15 protein-coding genes are annotated in these 16312 nt (G+C 59.3%); 10 read left to right on the top strand and 5 right to left on the bottom strand.

All coding sequences use genetic code 11. The annotated features are described in order from the left end of the window. Positions 1-42 precede the first annotated feature (42 nt). From CXY78_RS05705 to CXY78_RS05695, 3 genes are read left to right on the top strand one after another with little or no spacing between them, the layout of a single operon-like run. The gene (locus CXY78_RS05705; protein WP_104088510.1) at positions 43-996 is read left to right on the top strand and encodes an NAD(P)-dependent oxidoreductase; all 954 of its coding nucleotides are present in this window, start codon (positions 43-45) and stop codon (positions 994-996) included. Beyond that, positions 993-1448 carry an acyltransferase gene (locus tag CXY78_RS22070; protein WP_158253275.1) on the top strand — a complete coding sequence of 152 codons (456 nt, stop codon included), beginning with the start codon at positions 993-995 and terminating at the stop codon, positions 1446-1448. The genes CXY78_RS05705 and CXY78_RS22070 overlap by 4 nt, the downstream gene beginning before the upstream one ends. Beyond that, positions 1445-2656 carry a glycosyltransferase family 4 protein gene (locus CXY78_RS05695; RefSeq protein ID WP_104088508.1) on the top strand — a complete coding sequence of 404 codons (1212 nt, stop codon included), beginning with the start codon at positions 1445-1447 and terminating at the stop codon, positions 2654-2656. The genes CXY78_RS22070 and CXY78_RS05695 overlap by 4 nt, the downstream gene beginning before the upstream one ends. 49 nt (positions 2657-2705) lie before the next feature. Here the strand turns inward: CXY78_RS05695 and CXY78_RS05690 are convergent, their stop codons facing one another. Next, complete coding sequence (locus tag CXY78_RS05690; protein ID WP_104088506.1) at positions 2706-3659, bottom strand: Gfo/Idh/MocA family protein; 954 nt, start codon at positions 3657-3659, stop codon at positions 2706-2708. 10 nt (positions 3660-3669) lie between these two features. Continuing rightward, on the bottom strand, positions 3670-4812 hold the full coding sequence (locus CXY78_RS05685) for a DegT/DnrJ/EryC1/StrS aminotransferase family protein (RefSeq protein WP_233206095.1): 1143 nt from the start codon (positions 4810-4812) through the stop codon (positions 3670-3672). A 123-nt stretch (positions 4813-4935) separates the two neighbouring features. Here CXY78_RS05685 and CXY78_RS05680 point away from each other — a divergent pair, with 123 nt between their 5' ends. From CXY78_RS05680 to CXY78_RS20685, 5 genes are all read left to right on the top strand, one after another. Next, positions 4936-5637, top strand: coding sequence for an acyl-ACP--UDP-N- acetylglucosamine O-acyltransferase (locus CXY78_RS05680; RefSeq protein WP_233206094.1), 702 nt, complete (start codon positions 4936-4938; stop codon positions 5635-5637). 8 nt (positions 5638-5645) lie between these two features. After that, positions 5646-6638 (top strand): lysylphosphatidylglycerol synthase domain-containing protein, encoded by a 993-nt coding sequence (locus CXY78_RS05675; RefSeq protein ID WP_158253274.1) that lies wholly within the window; start codon positions 5646-5648, stop codon positions 6636-6638. Positions 6639-6706: 68 nt separating this feature from the next. Then, on the top strand, positions 6707-9190 hold the full coding sequence (locus CXY78_RS05670; protein WP_104088500.1) for a glycosyltransferase: 2484 nt from the start codon (positions 6707-6709) through the stop codon (positions 9188-9190). After that, positions 9187-10179 (top strand): glycosyltransferase family 2 protein, encoded by a 993-nt coding sequence (locus tag CXY78_RS05665; RefSeq protein WP_104088498.1) that lies wholly within the window; start codon positions 9187-9189, stop codon positions 10177-10179. Before CXY78_RS05670 ends, CXY78_RS05665 begins: the two co-directional genes overlap by 4 nt. 50 nt (positions 10180-10229) lie before the next feature. Then, a complete protein-coding gene (locus tag CXY78_RS20685; protein WP_140425664.1) occupies positions 10230-11528 on the top strand; it encodes a hypothetical protein in 1299 nt (432 codons plus the stop codon). Here the strand turns inward: CXY78_RS20685 and CXY78_RS05655 are convergent. The 3 genes from CXY78_RS05655 to CXY78_RS05645 are packed head-to-tail and all read right to left on the bottom strand — an operon-like array spanning position 11424 to position 14115. Beyond that, positions 11424-13004, bottom strand: a complete 1581-nt coding sequence (locus CXY78_RS05655; protein ID WP_104088495.1) for a DUF2142 domain-containing protein — start codon at positions 13002-13004, stop codon at positions 11424-11426. The two genes, CXY78_RS20685 and CXY78_RS05655, sit on opposite strands and share 105 nt — an antisense overlap. Then, entirely contained in the window at positions 13001-13381 is a 381-nt protein-coding gene (locus CXY78_RS05650) for a DUF2304 domain-containing protein (protein ID WP_104088493.1), read from the bottom strand. The genes CXY78_RS05655 and CXY78_RS05650 overlap by 4 nt, the downstream gene beginning before the upstream one ends. Further along, the gene (locus CXY78_RS05645; RefSeq protein WP_104088491.1) at positions 13378-14115 is read right to left on the bottom strand and encodes a glycosyltransferase family 2 protein; all 738 of its coding nucleotides are present in this window, start codon (positions 14113-14115) and stop codon (positions 13378-13380) included. The genes CXY78_RS05650 and CXY78_RS05645 overlap by 4 nt, the downstream gene beginning before the upstream one ends. Positions 14116-14270: 155 nt before the next feature. Here CXY78_RS05645 and CXY78_RS05640 point away from each other — a divergent pair, with 155 nt between their 5' ends. Further along, on the top strand, positions 14271-15041 hold the full coding sequence (locus tag CXY78_RS05640; RefSeq protein ID WP_104088490.1) for a glycosyltransferase: 771 nt from the start codon (positions 14271-14273) through the stop codon (positions 15039-15041). Positions 15042-15120: 79 nt separating this feature from the next. Beyond that, a complete protein-coding gene (locus CXY78_RS05635; protein WP_104088488.1) occupies positions 15121-16212 on the top strand; it encodes a glycosyltransferase family 1 protein in 1092 nt (363 codons plus the stop codon). Positions 16213-16312 lie beyond the last annotated feature (100 nt).

Genomic DNA, 16312 nt, shown 5'->3' with positions numbered 1-16312 from the left:
TCGTTCCGCCCCCTGCACACGAAATTAGAAGGAAAAAACAAAGTGACTGTATCTGAAAAGAATGAAACCGTTTTCGTTACCGGGGGCGCCGGATTCATCGGTCTTCACGTGGTGAAGCAGCTACTTGAAAAGGGCTATCGTGTTCGAATTTTTGACAATATGGTTCGGGGTGACCGGGATGCAGCAAGTGCGCTGGTCGCCCTTGGCAGAGTAGAGGTCGTCGATCAAGACGTCCGTTCGGGAGCGGCAGTCGCCGCAGCAATGCGCGGTTGCACCAGGGTGATCCATCTAGCAGCCGACTCGATAAACAAGAGTGTCGCTGATCCCTTCAGTTCCCTCGATGGCAACATCGTTGGGTCCCATAATGTGTTTGCTGCGGCAGCCGAACAAGGTATCAAACGAATCGTCTATGCTTCCAGCGCTTCCGTGTACGGAGATCCGGACAAGCTTCCGATGCATGAGGACGACGCACTCAGCCCGCTCACTCCCTACTGCATCGGAAAACGCACCGGCGAGGACCTCCTCGGATACTACGAGCGCAAAGCCGGCTTGTCTTGGATTGCACTTAGGTTCTTCAATGTTTACGGTCCTGGTCAAAAGACGACCGCCTATTACACGTCAGTCATCAATCACTTCGTCAATCGGCTGCGAAATGGTGAGGCCCCGGTCATCGATGGGAAGGGCGAGCAATCGATGGACTTTATTCACGTTCACGACATCGCACGCGCTGTCGTTCTGGCGGTCGATTCTGAGCAGGGAAACGTGCCCATCAACGTAGGAACAGGAATTGACACAAGCGTGGCCGATCTCGCACGTATTCTCATAGATGCCATCGGAGTTGACGTCGACCCGATTTTCAATCCGAGAGATGTCCTCGTCAGCCGTCGTGCAGCTGATGTGCAGCGGGCTAAGGACATTATTGGCTTTGAATACTCGATCCCTGTGAACGAGGGCATGACAGCCCTCATTCGTTACGAGACACAGCACAGTAAGTGAGTGCGTTGGCTCCGGGAACAATTCCACCGAACGCGTACCACGAACAGGCTTGGATCATTGGGGAACCACTCATCGGCGTCGGAACCTGGATTGGTGCGTTTACCGTCATTGACGGTTCTGGGGGCCTAACGATTGGAGAAGGATGTGATATCGCATCTGGCGTCCACATCTACACCCATAGCAGTGCGTTAAGGTGCATTTCTGGTCGCGCATATCCATCCGTGGACAGGCAGTCCGTTCGAATTGGAAATCGGGTCTTTATCGGGGCGAACGCGGTCGTGAACATGGGGGTAACGATCGGTGACGAATCAATCGTGGCCGCTGGCGCAGTTGTTACTCGCGATGTTGAGCCTCGCACGGTTGTCGCAGGGGTGCCGGCCACGGTGGTCGCGACGATTGATCTGACCGATACGTCTCATCCAAAGGTCCGGCCTCTTCACGTGATTTCATGAAAATTGTCGTGGTTAACAACTTCTTTCCGCCGCGACCGGGTGGCTCTTCACATTTGGCTGACCATCTGGCGAAGCAATACGCTTCGGCGGGCCATGAGGTGCTCGTCCTGACGGCCGGCTACCAGGGCGCCCCCGCCATTGAAGAACGTGACGGACTGCGAATCGTGAGGCTTCCAGCGTGGTCGTTGCCCAAATCCCGGTTTGCGGCCAACTTCGACATTGCCTTCACGGTGTCACGCAGCACGATTAAAGCAGTGGGCTTGATGCTCGACGAATTCCAGCCGGACGTAATCCATCAGCACGGGCAGTTTTTCGATTTGACCTGGATAACTGGTGCATGGGCACGCAAACGTGGCACTTCAACTTTATTGAGCATTCATACACGGTTGTACAGCCCGAATTTCCTGCATAATTTCATTTATCGGATGGGTGACATGATGCTTGTCAATCCGCTAATGAAGGTTCATCGCCCGAGGCTCGTTGTTATGGATGTCCTTATGGACAAGTACATTGACAGGCGATACAAGAATTCCATATCGGGCAAAGCCTATATTCCCGTGGGGATCGATCCAGCGGTCTTACGAGGCGGAGAAGCAGCGGTAGCTAGGGATAGGCACGACCTAGGAACACGACATATTCTACTTTCCTTGGGTCATGTTATCCCTCAGCGAAGCCGGCTGGCGCTCGTCGAGGCTCTACCCGCGGTCCTGCGACAGTATCCCGATCTGGCCGTGGTGGTAATCGGAGGCGTCTATCATGACGCGTTCATTCATCGAGCGGAAGCGCTGGGCGTCGACCATGCACTAATAATTTTGGGGGCGCGACCCCAGTCAGAGATACCGGATTACCTGGCTGCTGCGGATCTCGAGGTTCATGAATTAGAAGGACAGGGATTCGGCACGGCGAGTTTGGAAGCACTGGCCGTTGGTATCCCTGTTGTAGCTGCGATTCGCACGGACAACTTCGTTGAGTTCAGTGTTACGGATCGACAGGAGCTCTTCATTGCCCCGTTCATCAGCGAGAAGGATGAGCGTGCGGATCCTGTTGCACTCGCAAAGATAATTCTCGAGGTGCTTGCCGACCCAGGTGCCGCGCGGAGTCAAGTATCGCTCCATGCACAATTGCTCATTGAAGATCATTTCACCATCGAAAAAGTGGCCGAAAAGCACCTCAGCGTGTTGGCTGAACTTACAGCGCGATCGACTTAGATTACGGGCCGGTGTCACGGCTGTGACACCGGCCCAATCTGAATCCGCCCTAGCGCAGCGCCTTCAACTGCGCTACGACCTGGTGGCTCGGAACAATGGATCGTCGTTCTGCATCAGCATCTGTCGACCCGTCAATCAGACCCAAGAAATGCTGCAATTGTGCGGCGAGAGGCTCTTGCGACGTGATGAGTTCAGGGATCTCAATGATCGTCTGTTGCTTGTAGCCGCGCCCTTCTTCATCTGCTGCCTGCCCAGACACGTGGTGATACACGGTCACGTCACGACGTAGCAGATCAACTTCAACGAGCCGGTCTAGTTCGTGGATGTTGAGACTTCGAACTTTCCTCTGCCCAATCCGGCTCGCTGAAATCTGCGCCATTCCGCCAGCCTCAAAACCGAGTACAACCTCCGCCACGTCTTCGGCGCCGGGTACCGAATCCGGATGGAACTGCGCCAGCGAGCCGGTCACGAGCGTTGGCGTCGTGCCGAGAATACCGATGGCCAGGTCAACGTCGTGAACCAGAAGATCCCAACTGACACCGGTTCGGATGCGGGGAACGTAAGGTGAATGACGGGTGGCGGTAACATACACGGGGGAGTCGATCAGAGCCTTGGCAGTCAGAACGGCTGGATTGAAGCGCTCGAGGAGGCCACACATTATTGGAATGCCCAGAGACTTCGATTTTTCCAATATTTCGATGGTCTTCTCAAGCCCGTCAGCTACCGGCTTCTCAACTAGGAGTGGGATGCCGGCGTCAAGCACCGTCATTGCGAGCTCGTGATGAGCTTCTGTGGCTGCGGCGATAATAACCCCATCTATCCCAGCGAGGCTGTTTAGTTGAGGCGCCCAGTTTGCTCCGAAGCGGCTGGCGATGACGCCTCCTACACTCTCACGCGGATCCACAATCGTTGTAAGTTGGGCCGTCGAGGACTGCGATATAACACGCGCATGAAGAGCGCCCATTGAACCAGCACCGATGAGGAGAATACGGGGTTGAACCATGTGGTTTCCTTTAGTTCTTCGTTGCCGCATTAGCGACACTTTCAATGATCTTGTCTAGCTGTGACTTTGAAAGACTCTGGTGTACAGGGATCGAGACCACCTCCCGGACGACTCGTTCCGCGACGGGGTATCGTCCGATTTGTACGTCAGTACGGTGTTTGTACGTCTCGTAGTCAAATACGAGTTTGGGATAATACATGCCAGCGCCGACGCCCTGTTCGAGCAACTTGGCCACGAACTCCTCGCGTTCAACACCGGAGTCCGGAGTGACTCTTAGCGTGTACTGGTGCCAGACATGCCGTCGACCGGGAAGCTGTCGGGGAGTGATGATGCCGTCTACCAGCGCCAGACCGCGACTAAGATAGTCCGCATTTCGCTGACGAGCCTCAACGACCTCGTTGTAGCGAGCGATCTGCGGAATTCCCACAGCAGCCTGTAGGTCTGTCAACCGATAGTTGTGGCCCGCAACTTCATACTCGTAGCGCGCACGCATTCCTTGATTACGGAGGACTCGGAGACGGTCAGCGACGGCATCGTCATTAGTAGTGATCATGCCGCCCTCGCCCGTCGTTAAGTTCTTCGTGGCGTAGAACGAGAAGGCCCCAATTCCGTATGTTCCGGAGCTTCGGCCGTGCTGTGCCGAGCCATGGGACTGCGCAGAATCCTCAACGATCGTCAGCCCTCGATGGGCGGCAATCTGCGAAATGGCATCCATGTCCGCAATCTGGCCATAGAGGTGAACCGGCATGATTACTCTCGTCCGGTCGGTAATCGCAGCTTCAACGGCTGCGGGGGTGACATTGAAATCGTCTTCAGAAATATCGGCGAAAGTTGCTGTGGCACCGGCCTCAAGGATCGCGTTAAGAGTCGCCACGAACGTGAAGGGACTCGTCAGGACTTCATCGCCTGGCTCCAAGCCGAGGGTTTGTAGCGATGCAACGAGCGCGGTTGTGCCATTGTTCACGGCGACAGCGTGCTTCACGCCAATGAGGGCGGCGAACGAATCCTCGAGCATCTTTACTTTGGGGCCTTGAGCGATGTTGCCTGAACGAAGCACCTCGAGGACCAGGTTCTCCGCGTCCTCCCCAAACTCGACGACCGTAATCGGTATCATTGGAATCCAATCTTCCTTGTGGCTGTCGCGTGATTGCACATTGCACTTACTATCAGCGCGCACACACACGTTCTCCCATACTAGGGCGTGCGAAAATCAATGATTGAGTCCTTGGGAGCCACCTGACGTTCCGCCTCCCATTCGTCGTCAAGAATCAGGAAAGTGTTTCGCTTTATGAATCAAGTGCATGCGACCGCGATCGTCGGGCCGTACGTGTCGATGGGAACGGGCAACATCATCGGTCCATATGCCGTTCTCGGTGGGTCAGTCAGTCTCGGGAACGACAACTGGATCGGGGGTGGATCCAAGATCGGCTGTCCGCCCGAAGTTCGGTCCTTCCGGCACGAACCGGATTGGATCACCTCTGAAGAGGGGGAGGGCGTTGCCATCGGAAATGAGAACGTGATCCGTGAGGACGTGCAAATCCACGGCGGTTGGAAGTCTCGCACTCACATCGGCGACAGGGGGTTCGTAATGAACCAGACTTACGTTGCCCACGACTGCAAGATTTCCGATGATGTCACTTTGGCCTCCGGGGTGGCTTTGGGGGGTCACTCGAGAATTGGCAATGGGGCCAATTTGGGGCTCGGATCAACTGTCCACCAGGGTCGAGTCATCGGCGCGTTCGCCATGATCGGCATGGCTTCTGTCGTGACGCGACACATCCGCCCGTTTGTAAAGGCGTTTGGAAGCCCCTGCACCGTGCGAGGGCTGAACCTTGTTGGACTGGAGCGTGCTGGAATAAGCTCGCAAACAATCCGGCGCCTTGTGGAAATAGAGGGCGGGGATTCTCCGCTTGAAGCGCAACGGGGCCTAGAAGAAGTCGAGGGCTACTTAAACTGGTTTTCCGGGTCAATAGCATGATCGGGCGGATGAAGGTGTTCGCTCCACTCGTCCTTACAGTCCTGAGGTACGTCCTTCTCGTCGCGATCTTGGGTTTCGCTGGCTACTATCTGGTCAGCCAATGGACCGGCGTTGCTGCCGCCCTCGCGGAGATCTCTTGGCCGTCCATAGTGCTGTCATTTCTGCTAGTTCTCGCTGGATTGGGCGCAGGGACGATGAGCTGGGTCTCCGTGCTCAACGGGCTAGGTCCGAGAATACCGATCGCGCGTGCCGCTCAGGTGATGCTGGTTGGGCAGTTGGGGAAATACGTACCCGGATCCGTTTGGTCTTATGTGATGCAGATGGAATTGGGGCGCCAGTACGGCATCCTGCGACCACGCGTTCTAGTGGCGGGCCTCTACGCAGCGGGCATCGGAGTCGTGGCGTCGCTCATCCTTGGATCGATGGCCCTACCGGTCGTACTGCGAGGGCACACGCAACTTCTTTGGCTTTTTCTCCTTCTGCCGGTTGGGTTGTTTTGCCTTCATCCGCGCATTATGACGGCCCTCGCTTCTCTCGTCTTGAGGGCTTTTCGCCGTCCACCCCTCGAGCACAAAGTAACGATAAGGGTCGTTGGCAAAGCGGTCGGCTGGGCGCTCCTGTCCTACGCAATGTATGGATTGCACCTATGGATTCTCGTCAACTCGCTCGTTGATCCCGACTTTGGAACCCTTGTCCTACTGACCGGTGCGATGTCATTAGGGTTCACCGTCGGTCTCTTTGCCTTTGTATTCCCCTCGGGCGTTGGCGTGAGAGAAGCAATTTTGGTTGGCGCAATGACTCTTCTCCTGACTGTTCCTCAAGCTTCCGCGATGAGTCTCGTATCGAGGCTCATGTTCACGGCCGCCGACCTGGTCGCTGCTGGCCTGGCCGTGCTCTTCGTGATCGTGCTGCGAAAACGCATTCTCGCCGAATCGGACCGCAATAATGCGTCCCATGCGTACGAGCCGGATACCGATGTTTCTCTGGTAGCTCGCGACTAGATCTCCACCATCACATTCGTGGCGGTCGATAGACTTTGTGCGCAAGCCGTCCCATACGAAAGGCCCGAATGACCAAGCTCCGACCGGGTGTCGTTTCCGTTGTGCTCGTGAACTACCGAGGCACCGACGACACGATCGAGGCGCTTGAGCACCTCAAGAACCTCAACTGGCCCCATGACAAACTCGAAATCATCATCGTCGAGAATGCGTCGGGCGACGACAGCGAAGCCCGATTACGTGCTGCTGCCCCGCACGTGAATCTTGTCATCTCGAGGGAGAACCTCGGCTTCGCGGGCGGGTGCAATCTGGGCGTCGCCGCAAGCTCTGGTGAGTACCTCGCCTTTCTTAACAACGACGCCAAGCCCGACTCGGAGTGGATTGCTGCAGCCGTCACGGCCTTCGAGAAATCCCCCCGAATTGGGGCCGTCGCCAGCAAGGTTGTCGACTGGGACGGCGTGCTGGTCGACTACATCGGCTCGGCAATGACCTGGTTCGGCATGGGCTATAAGCCGCTGACCGGGCAAGAACTGCCGACGACTCCAGATGTTGAACACGATGTTTTGTTCGGTACGGGGTCGGCCATGTTCGTGCGCCGAGACGTCTACGACGAGCTGGGCGGGTTTGACGAGCGATACTTCATGTTCTTCGAAGACGTCGACTTGGGCTGGCGGCTCAATCTTAAGGGCTACCGCTTCGCGTACGCGCCGGAGTCGATAGCGTTCCACAAACACCATGCCTCGATGGGATCCTACGGTTCGTTCAAGGAGACGTACCTGCTCGAGCGCAACGCTCTTTACACCCAGTACAAGAACCTCGGCGATGAGGCCCTTGCCAAGACCTTCGCGGCCACGCTGGCGTTGGCAGCCCGCCGTGCGGTAGCCCGAGGCGGTCTGGACTCCACCGAATTCGATCTGCGTAGGGGGGCGGATAATGGGCCCGACACCACGGTGGCCAAGGAGACCGTCGTCGGCCTGTATGCGATCGACCAGTTCGTTGAGAACCTTCCCTCACTGCAGAAATCTCGCGACGATATCCAGTCGAGTCGTGTTGTGGCCGACAACCGCATCTGGCCGCTCTTCGGCGAAACGGATGCGCCCTCCTATGACACCGACCATTACCTCGAGGGCTACGACAAGATTGTCACCGCCTTCGGCGTGACCGAAGTGCCTATGCTGACCCAGGTGCTCATTATCACGGGGGACCCCATCGGCGCGAAGATGGCCGGCCCTGCGATCCGGGCGTGGCACATGGCTGAGGCGCTCTCGAAGGACAATGCCGTCACCCTGGTCACCCTTGCCGGAGCCAAACCCATCTCCGCACCGTTCGACATCGTGCACGTGCACCCCGGCGATGATCGCGCCATGCGCAAACTGGAATCGGCCAGCGATGTCATCGTCTTTCAAGGCCTCGCCATGGCGCTCTTCGAGTCCCTACGCACGAGCGACAAGATCATCGTGGCCGACATTTACGACCCCATGCACTTGGAACAGCTCGAGCAGGGGCGCGAGCAAGGCACGGAGCAGTGGAAGAAGCAGGTCTCTGACGCCACCGACGTGCTCAATGAGCAGCTCGCTCGCGGTGATTTCTTCCTGTGCGCGTCCGAGCGCCAACGTCACTTCTACCTCGGTCAACTGGCTGCACTCGGGCGTGTCAACCCGGCCAACTATGCTGACGACCCCGACCTGACCAGCTTGATCAACGTGGTGCCATTCGGGCTCAACCCGGTGTTTCCTCCCGCCACGCGACCCGTACTCAAGAACGTGCTTCCCGGCATTGCTGCCGACGACAAGCTCCTGCTGTGGAGTGGCGGACTCTACAACTGGTTCGACCCGAAGACCCTTATCTCGGCAATTGCCGACGTATCAACTCGCCACGACAACGTGCGACTGTTCTTCCAGGGAACCAAACACCCGCACCCGGGCGTACCCGAGATGGGGATCGTAGCCGAATCGCGCGCTTTGGCTCGGGATCTCGGTGTGCTCGATCGGGCAGTCTTCTTCAATGGGTCTTGGGTTGATTACGCCGAACGCCATAACTACCTCGGCGAAGCGGATGCCGGCGTGAGTACGCATTTCGCCCACGTTGAGACGACTTTCTCGTTCCGTACCCGCATTCTTGACTACCTGTGGGCGGGCCTGCCCATGGTGGTGACCGAGGGGGACCACTTCGCAGAGCTCGTGGCCGCCGAGAAACTGGGCATCGTTGTACCGTCAGGAGACGTGAAGGCTCTGGCTGACGCGCTCGAGAAGGTTCTGTTTGACGAGGCCTTTATTCGTGCCGCACGACGCAATATCAAGCGAGTTCGCGCCGCCTACGAATGGGAGACCGTGCTCGAGCCCCTGGTGAGCTTTGTTGCTGCCCCACAGCACGCCCCCGACCTTATTGAAAGCGGCGTTGTCAGCGCGGGAAGCGGCATCAAGCGTCGACCTCTCGTGCGACGCCGGAAGCACGGATTGCGCCACGATGCGGGACTCCTTGTGCACTACCTAAAGACCGGCGGCCCTCGGGTTGTGGTGAAGAAGGTACAGAGTCGGTTGCGCCGCCGGAAGTGAGCAGCACCGGAGTTTCGGTCGCCCTGTGCACGTATAACGGCGGCCGATTCATCGAGGAGCAACTGTTGAGTATCCTGCGTCAGGATCCGTGCGCGTCAGAAATAGTTGTTTCCGATGACGGTTCCACGGACCAGACACTTGAAATTGTTCGACGCGTCGCAGCAGCGAATGCCGGCAGCGACACAGAGATTCGCATTCTAGAGTCTCACGGTGGACACGGCGTCACGAAGAACTTCGAGCGGGCGATAGCCGCTTGCCGGTACGACCTCATTGCCCTTGCCGACCAGGACGATATCTGGCGCGCAGACAAATTGGAGGTCATGCTCGAGCAGTTCGACGCTCGACCGGATCTTCTCTTTCTGCACTCAGATGCGCGTCTCGTCGACGGACGTGGGAAGCCACTCGGTCGAGAACTGTTCGAAGCTCTGGAGGTTTCGTCGGAGGATCGCACCGCTATTCACTCCGGACAGGCGTTCACCGTGTTTCTCCGGAGAAACCTCGCAACGGGCGCAACCAGCATGATTCGACGAGCCTTGCTCGAATTCGCGGTACCCTTTCCCGACGACTGGGTGCACGATGAATGGCTGGCGATCGTCGCATCGGCCGTCTCGACATTGGACTTCGTTCCCGAAACGCTCATCGACTATCGGCAGCACGGGCAGAACCAAATCGGTGTGCAGGTGCCGTCGGTCGCCATCAAGGTGCGTCGCGTGCTCGAACCGCGTGGCAGCCGAAACGAGCTCTTGCAAGCCAAATTTCGAACCCTGTTCGCGAGGCTGAGTGCTATTGCGTCGACCGCCGTCATTCCGCCGAATAAGATCGCCGCAGCCGATGAAAAGGCAACCTTTGAAGGTTTTCGTGCCCAGTTGCCCGCCCAACGCGTCAGACGCATTCTTTCGGTGTTTCGGGAGGGCCGCCGTGGAAGTTATGCGCGGTACGCGAGTCAAGGCCGCATGGACATGATTCGGGACATCTTTCAAGCGTCCTGAGCGGATGCGCGCGCATCGGCCGACAGACGCGCCCGCGTATCATTGGGGGCGTGTCTGCTGCTGGAAACGTTGAATCGTCGGGTACTCCGGTTGCTCCGATCAGCGACCCCGCACAGGACGATGTCACGGTGCGCTCCACGGCGAAACGCGGGCTGGGATTCATCCTTCTCGCCACTGTCATCGGTGGACTAGCCGGATATGCCGTACAGGGCGTTGTGCTGTCCCAGCTCGACCCTTCCTCATACCTGAAGTTCAGCGTGTTCTGGTCCGCCCTGTATCTGGTGATCAGCGGGCTGGCCGGAATTCAGCAAGAGGTGACGCGCGCCACACGGTTCAGTGCCCGCCGCCAGGAGAACAGCGCGAACACGGCCCGAAATTTCGGTGCCCTCACGTCGTTGGCCGTCTTCGGAACAACAGTAGGCCTCGGTGCAGTGTGGGGCCCGCTGGTATTCGGCGCTGCATGGTCGTGGTCACTGGTCATAGCGCTCGCCTTGGGCGCTGCCTCCTATGTTGTCGTTGCGGTCTTCTGCGGAACAATGTACGGCCTGCAGCAGTGGCGAACGCTCGCCGTGATGATCTCCTGCGACGCATTGCTGCGGTTGGCCTGCGTCGGGCTCCTCCTGTCCTTCTCTGGAGACAGAGAGCTTCTGCCGTGGGCAGTGGTGCTGCCTTTCCCGATCACGGTGCTGGTCGTCTGGGCCATCGTGCGCAAGCACACCCGTGGCCGCTCCCTGCTCGACGTCACTCTCCGGGGGCTCACCTGGAACTCGGCCCGCACCGTGAGCGGGTCGGTGGCTACGGGAATTCTTATTAGCGGGTTCCCGCTCTTCTTGAGTCTGGCCTCGCGGAATGATTCTGCAGCTGCGGTAGGCACGTTGATCGCCGTAGTGACGCTGACCCGGGCGCCCTTGGTCATTCCCTTTCTCGCATTGCAGAGCTATCTGCTCGTGTTCTTTCGAGACCACACCGCCAACTTCTGGCGCGCATTCGGCTCGATACTCGGAGCAATCGCTGCGGCCACTGCACTAGCGTCAGTCTTGGCTTGGTGGCTGGGGCCGGCAATCCTGCGCCTGTTCGGGCCGGAGTACGTTGTGGACGCAGCGACTGCCGGTCTGCTGGTAGCCTCCGCGGGTTTCACGGCCGCACTGTGTGCGAGCGGTCCGGCGGTTCTAGCCCGCGACGGCCACACGGCCTATTCCGCCGGCTGGATAGCCGCTGCTATTGGTGTGATCGCGTTGCTGTTTCTACCGCTCGATTTGAACACTCGAAGCATCCTGGCCCTGGCTGTCGGCCCGGCGATCGGACTGGCCGTGCACGTGATTTATCTGCTCCGAAGTGCTCGCGTCTGATTCTCGCGACGCCCACCAGAGCGCCACTATGGCTCCGGACGCAAGGGTGATTGCGTAGAACGCCAGCAAGGTAAGCACGCCTCCCGGCGGCTGCCACGCCGGGGCGAGGTAGAAATCGCGCAGACTGCCAGCAGTTCCCACCGCATAGCGCTGCAGCACAACAGCAAACGCTATGAACTGCGCGAAGACGGCCGCGACCAGAACAGCACCCGTCAGGCGCAGTCGGATGGACCTGTCGCCCAGGGTGACATTCTGGCCGATCAACGCCGCAGCGCCCACGACCAGGCAGACGAACAGCGGCAGGGCATACCGCCCCTGCCAGATGATTCCGCCAGCCGTGATGTAGAGACCCTGGATCACCGCAGGAATGATCACCAGGGCTGCGGCGAGCAGGACGAAAGTCACGAGGCGTCGACCGCGCAGCACGACGACTGCGGCAATCATGAGCGCCCCGGTCAGGGCGGCCCACATGAAGAGCGTTGCGGCTGGCGCCGTTGTATCCAACCACCCGAACTGCCCGATCAGACCATTGGCAAAACCAAAGGTTTCGGTGAAGACGAAAATGAACCCCACCAGAAAACTCGAGCCCACACCGGGATAGTCGGTGACGACCTCGTCGGTCGAAATGCCTGCCGCCAAGGAATTGCTCGAGAGCATCCACATAATCGCGATGACAGCGGATGCGATGACGCCCGAGATAGCCCAGATCACCGGTTTTCGGCTGATCAGGCTCCACAAAGATTTACCCGAGAGGAGTACGAGCGGGATGACCAGGACCACGGCGAGCCACAGTGGCGAGAGGCCGCGGGTATTGACCGCGAACGCTGATGAGACTGTCAGGATGATCAACCGTTGAGGGAGGAGGCGTTCGTTGGGCTGGAGGACGATAGAAAGCAGCGCGACAAAAGCGGCCAGAGTGGCGGCCGTTTCGAGGGAATTCGGATTGACCACGCCGTTCAGGAACAAAACCATGGGAGTGCACGCGATAACCAGACCGAGCATCGGCAGCACCCGACGGGACCAGGATGCGATCAGAACGAAGCTGAGGGCAAGAAATGCAGAAGCTACAATGCCGCTGACGATGCGCATGAGATAGATGCCGCTGACATCGCTGGCCAACAAGCTCGGCCAGCCCACGAGCTCGTAGTAGAGCGGGTTGTACAGGCCGGCAGACGTTTCTGCCGGGATGATGGTGTCGTCGCCGAGCGGAATGGCGTCGGCGCAGCTCGCGGACGCCGCCGGTTGGAAGGCAAAGCAGGTCACGGCCTGTGTGGAGGCGATGTACCGTGGCACGTTAACTGTGTGGCCGTTCTCGGAAGGTGTGCCCACGAGCTGGCCGCGCACTACGGATGCGGCCTTGATGATGTGTGCGGGTTCGTCGGGAGCACCCGAAACCGGCGTTGCCATTGCCCAAGCACCCGCGAGGAGCGAGAGGATCAGCCACGCACCGGCGAAGACCGCCAAGCTGCGCTTCACTGGTCGTCCACCTCGATCGACGACTTGCTGTTCTGTTCCAGCGCACGGATTCGCAACTCCAGCAGAGCTGACTGCTCTGCCAGAGTTCGGGTTTGATCGTCGAGCTTGGTCAGCTCCGAACTGTGCTGGATGCACACCAGAAAAAGGATGACGACGCTGACAAAGAAGACGAGGTTGATCGGTATCGCGACGCCCGCAATGTTGGATGCCCACTCGAGCGTCTTGGGAAAGACGCCCACGATGAGGGCGAGGGTTCCCGCGATGATCCACCAGGTGGCATGGCGCTCGCGCAGCCGACGACGTCGGAGCATTTCAACGACGACAGCGAGGGTCAGGAGCGCCGCGGCGATGCCGAGAATATAACTGGTGACGGTCATGAGGTGCTTTCCTGGGTGCGAAGGGTTTCCCTCGGGCGGGCCAACGCAAAAGTGAGTGCCATGCAGGCTCGACCCAGATAGGCCGCGGCCTTCAACGGATGGTGAGACGGAACGCCGCCGGCCCGAGGTCGCATGGCGACGGGAATCTGAGTGACCGCGCAGCCCGCTCTCGCCGCTATGACCAGAGATTCAATGGTGTCGCCGAGGTACTCGGCCGGGTACGTTTCTGCGAAAAGTCGCACAGCGCGTGGGCCGCTCGCGCGAAAGCCAGATGTCGTGTCTGTGAGCTTGGTTTTCGCCAAACGGCTGATGATCACAGCGAGGACGGTCATCGCCCACCGGCGCGGCCCTCGCGCGTCGTAGTCGCCCTCTCCCGCAAAACGAGCGCCCAGGACGACGTCCGCACGATCGAGGGCGATGACCAGTGCGCGCACCTCCGCGGGATCGTGCTGGCCGTCGGCGTCGACCTGAACCACATTGGAGTAGCCGTGCTCAAGCGCGTATTTGAAGCCGAGCCGCATCGCTCCGCCGACGCCCAGGTTGAAAGGCAGGCGGGCGACAAGCGCACCAGCCTCACGAGCCAGCTGGGCAGTTCGGTCGGATGACCCGTCGTCAACGACGAGCACGTGCATGTCGGGAAGGGCCGCAAACACCTCGGCGATAACTGCCGCGACAGACTCCTCTTCGTTGAAAGCTGGCAGAACGATGAGAGTCTGTGCCTGACGGGGGTGCATGATACGTAATCCTACTAAGACGGTGCTTTCGATTCGGGCTGCTACCGTGCGAGCCCGCACCTCGCGCTACGTCGGAACGTCGTTTTTTGAATCCATGGGATCATGAGGGAGATCTTCAGACTCCACATCGAAAGGTGCGCGGTTCCCGCCACACTATGACTAGCTCCGAAATTCTCGTCGTTCTGCCCACCCTTGGTGACCGACTGGTGTCGCTTCGCGAGACCCTCGATGCGGTTGAGTCCCAACGAGCAGACGTCGCTCTGACGCTCGTGGTTGTTGCGCCCGTCGGTGCCGTCGAGGCGCGAGAAATGGCGGCCGGATACGGCGCTGTGATCGTCGATGATCCCAAGACGGGGATCTCCGCGGCGATCAACTGCGGCCTGGCGGCGCGAACGGTGGAACGCTACTACGCCTGGATCGGTGACGACGATCTTTTTCGGCCGGGGGGCTTACTGCGATTGCAGCGCATGCTCGATCACGACGCGTCCGCAGTGCTCGCCTTCGGGGGATGCGAGTACATCGACCCCACCGGAAAGAAATTGGCGACCAGCAACGCCGGCGGATTGGCCAACTTTCTGCTCGCCTGGGGCCCCGACCTGATTCCGCACCCGGGCACCATGATTCGCCTCGACGCTCTCGAAGCCATTGGCGGTTTCGATGTCACGCTCAAGTACGCCATGGACCTGGATGCGTTTCTCAAACTGCGCTCGCACGGCAAGTTCATCTCGACCCGAGTGCCCGTGTCTGCCTTTCGCTGGCACCCGGACTCGCTGACCGTCGCTAACCGGTTGAACTCCAGCTTGGAATCCGAAGCCGTCAAGCGCCGGCACCTTCCAGCGGGGCTTCGCCCACTGAGCCCGCTGTGGAACTACCCGATCCGGTGGGCATCCGCATTCGCCGCACGCCGGGTGAGCGCCCAGGCCTGATTATCAGGGCTGCACTAAGCGCGCAATTGCTCGTGCAAACAGGCCTTCCGCAGGCCAGACGAAACGTGGAGTGAAGTAGATGAACGGGTCTTTGCGCGTAGCGCTCTCAATGCTCACCCTCGTGCGCGGTGGCATGGGCGGCAGTGAAACCTACGCGAGGGCACTCACCGAGCAACTGGCGCGGCCGAGCTCCGTGCACGCTACCGCCTTTCTGCCGGCATCCGCTCGAGGCTTCAGTGCCGGAATATCGGAGCAGGTCATCGAGCGGCTCACCGTCGGATCCTCGACCCGAGAGCGGCTTACGGCTCTCGCACGGATCACCGCGCTGACGGGACCGATCCGGCGCAGCATGGCCGACGCCGACGTCGTGCACTTTCCTTTCACTGTTGCTGTTCCCACCCCTAGTCGCCGGCAGGCAACCGTTCAGACACTTCATGACGTGCAGCACCTTGAACTGCCGCATTTGTTCAGCCGATCAGAGATGCTCTACCGTCGCCGGTTCTACGAAGGCTTTGCCGCGAAAGCGGATGCCGTCATCACGATCAGCCATTTCGCCAAGGCCCGCATGGTGGAGAGTCTCGGGCTGGATCCGGCGCGCATCCATGTCGCGCACCTTGGTGTCGACACGGCGAAGTTCACTCCGAATCTCGGCCCACGGGAGAATTTTGTTCTCTACCCGGCACGTGGCTGGCCACACAAGAATCACACTCGGCTGATCACCGCAATGGAACTTGCTCGGGAGCAGCTGCCGGACCTGTGTTTGGTGCTGACCGGCGGTGGACTCGACGAACTCGGGGATCTCCCCGAGTGGGTGGATCGCAGGGGGCTGGTTTCCGAGGAAGAACTCTTGCGGTTGTACCAGTCTGCCGCAGCACTCGTGTTCCCGAGCCTTTACGAGGGCTTTGGACTGCCCCCTCTCGAAGCGATGGCCTCCGGATGCCCCGTTGCGGCCTCGAACGCGGCCTCATTGCCCGAGGTCGTTGGAGATGCTGCCGTGATATTCGATCCCCACGAGCCCGAGTCGATCGCGGCCGGAATTGTCGAGGCCGTGAACCGGGGGAGCGAGCTCACTGAGCTTGGGCTGTCGCAGGTGTCGAAGTTCACTTGGGAGAATTGTGGTGATCGGCACGTGCAGGCCTATCGAGATGCTTACCAAGCGAAAATTTCGTAGGGCTGACTCAGTCGGAGTCCGGCGGGTGGATCGTGCGATGCAGTTGCGCGGCGGCCTAGCTGGGCTGCCGAGCCGTGATTGCTCGGTAAGCTCGATAGCT

The sequence above is a fragment of the Cryobacterium sp. N19 genome (assembly GCF_002929595.1).
Taxonomy (GTDB): Bacteria; Actinomycetota; Actinomycetes; order Actinomycetales; family Microbacteriaceae; genus Cryobacterium; species Cryobacterium flavum.
Note: the sequence above shows the minus strand (reverse complement) of the source record. Positions and strands in the feature narration are given on the sequence as shown.

Excerpts from the sequence above, each read along its gene's own strand:
- CXY78_RS05695 (WP_104088508.1), top strand. The coding sequence starts at position 1,445 with ATGAAAATTGTCGTGGTTAACAACTTCTTTCCGCCGCGACCGGGTGGC.
- CXY78_RS05690 (WP_104088506.1), bottom strand. The coding sequence starts at position 3,659 with ATGGTTCAACCCCGTATTCTCCTCATCGGTGCTGGTTCAATGGGCGCT.
- CXY78_RS05675 (WP_158253274.1), top strand. The coding sequence starts at position 5,646 with ATGAAGGTGTTCGCTCCACTCGTCCTTACAGTCCTGAGGTACGTCCTT.
- CXY78_RS05670 (WP_104088500.1), top strand. The coding sequence starts at position 6,707 with ATGACCAAGCTCCGACCGGGTGTCGTTTCCGTTGTGCTCGTGAACTAC.
- CXY78_RS05650 (WP_104088493.1), bottom strand. The coding sequence starts at position 13,381 with ATGACCGTCACCAGTTATATTCTCGGCATCGCCGCGGCGCTCCTGACC.
- CXY78_RS05645 (WP_104088491.1), bottom strand. The coding sequence starts at position 14,115 with ATGCACCCCCGTCAGGCACAGACTCTCATCGTTCTGCCAGCTTTCAAC.
- CXY78_RS05640 (WP_104088490.1), top strand. The coding sequence starts at position 14,271 with ATGACTAGCTCCGAAATTCTCGTCGTTCTGCCCACCCTTGGTGACCGA.
- CXY78_RS05635 (WP_104088488.1), top strand. The coding sequence starts at position 15,121 with ATGAACGGGTCTTTGCGCGTAGCGCTCTCAATGCTCACCCTCGTGCGC.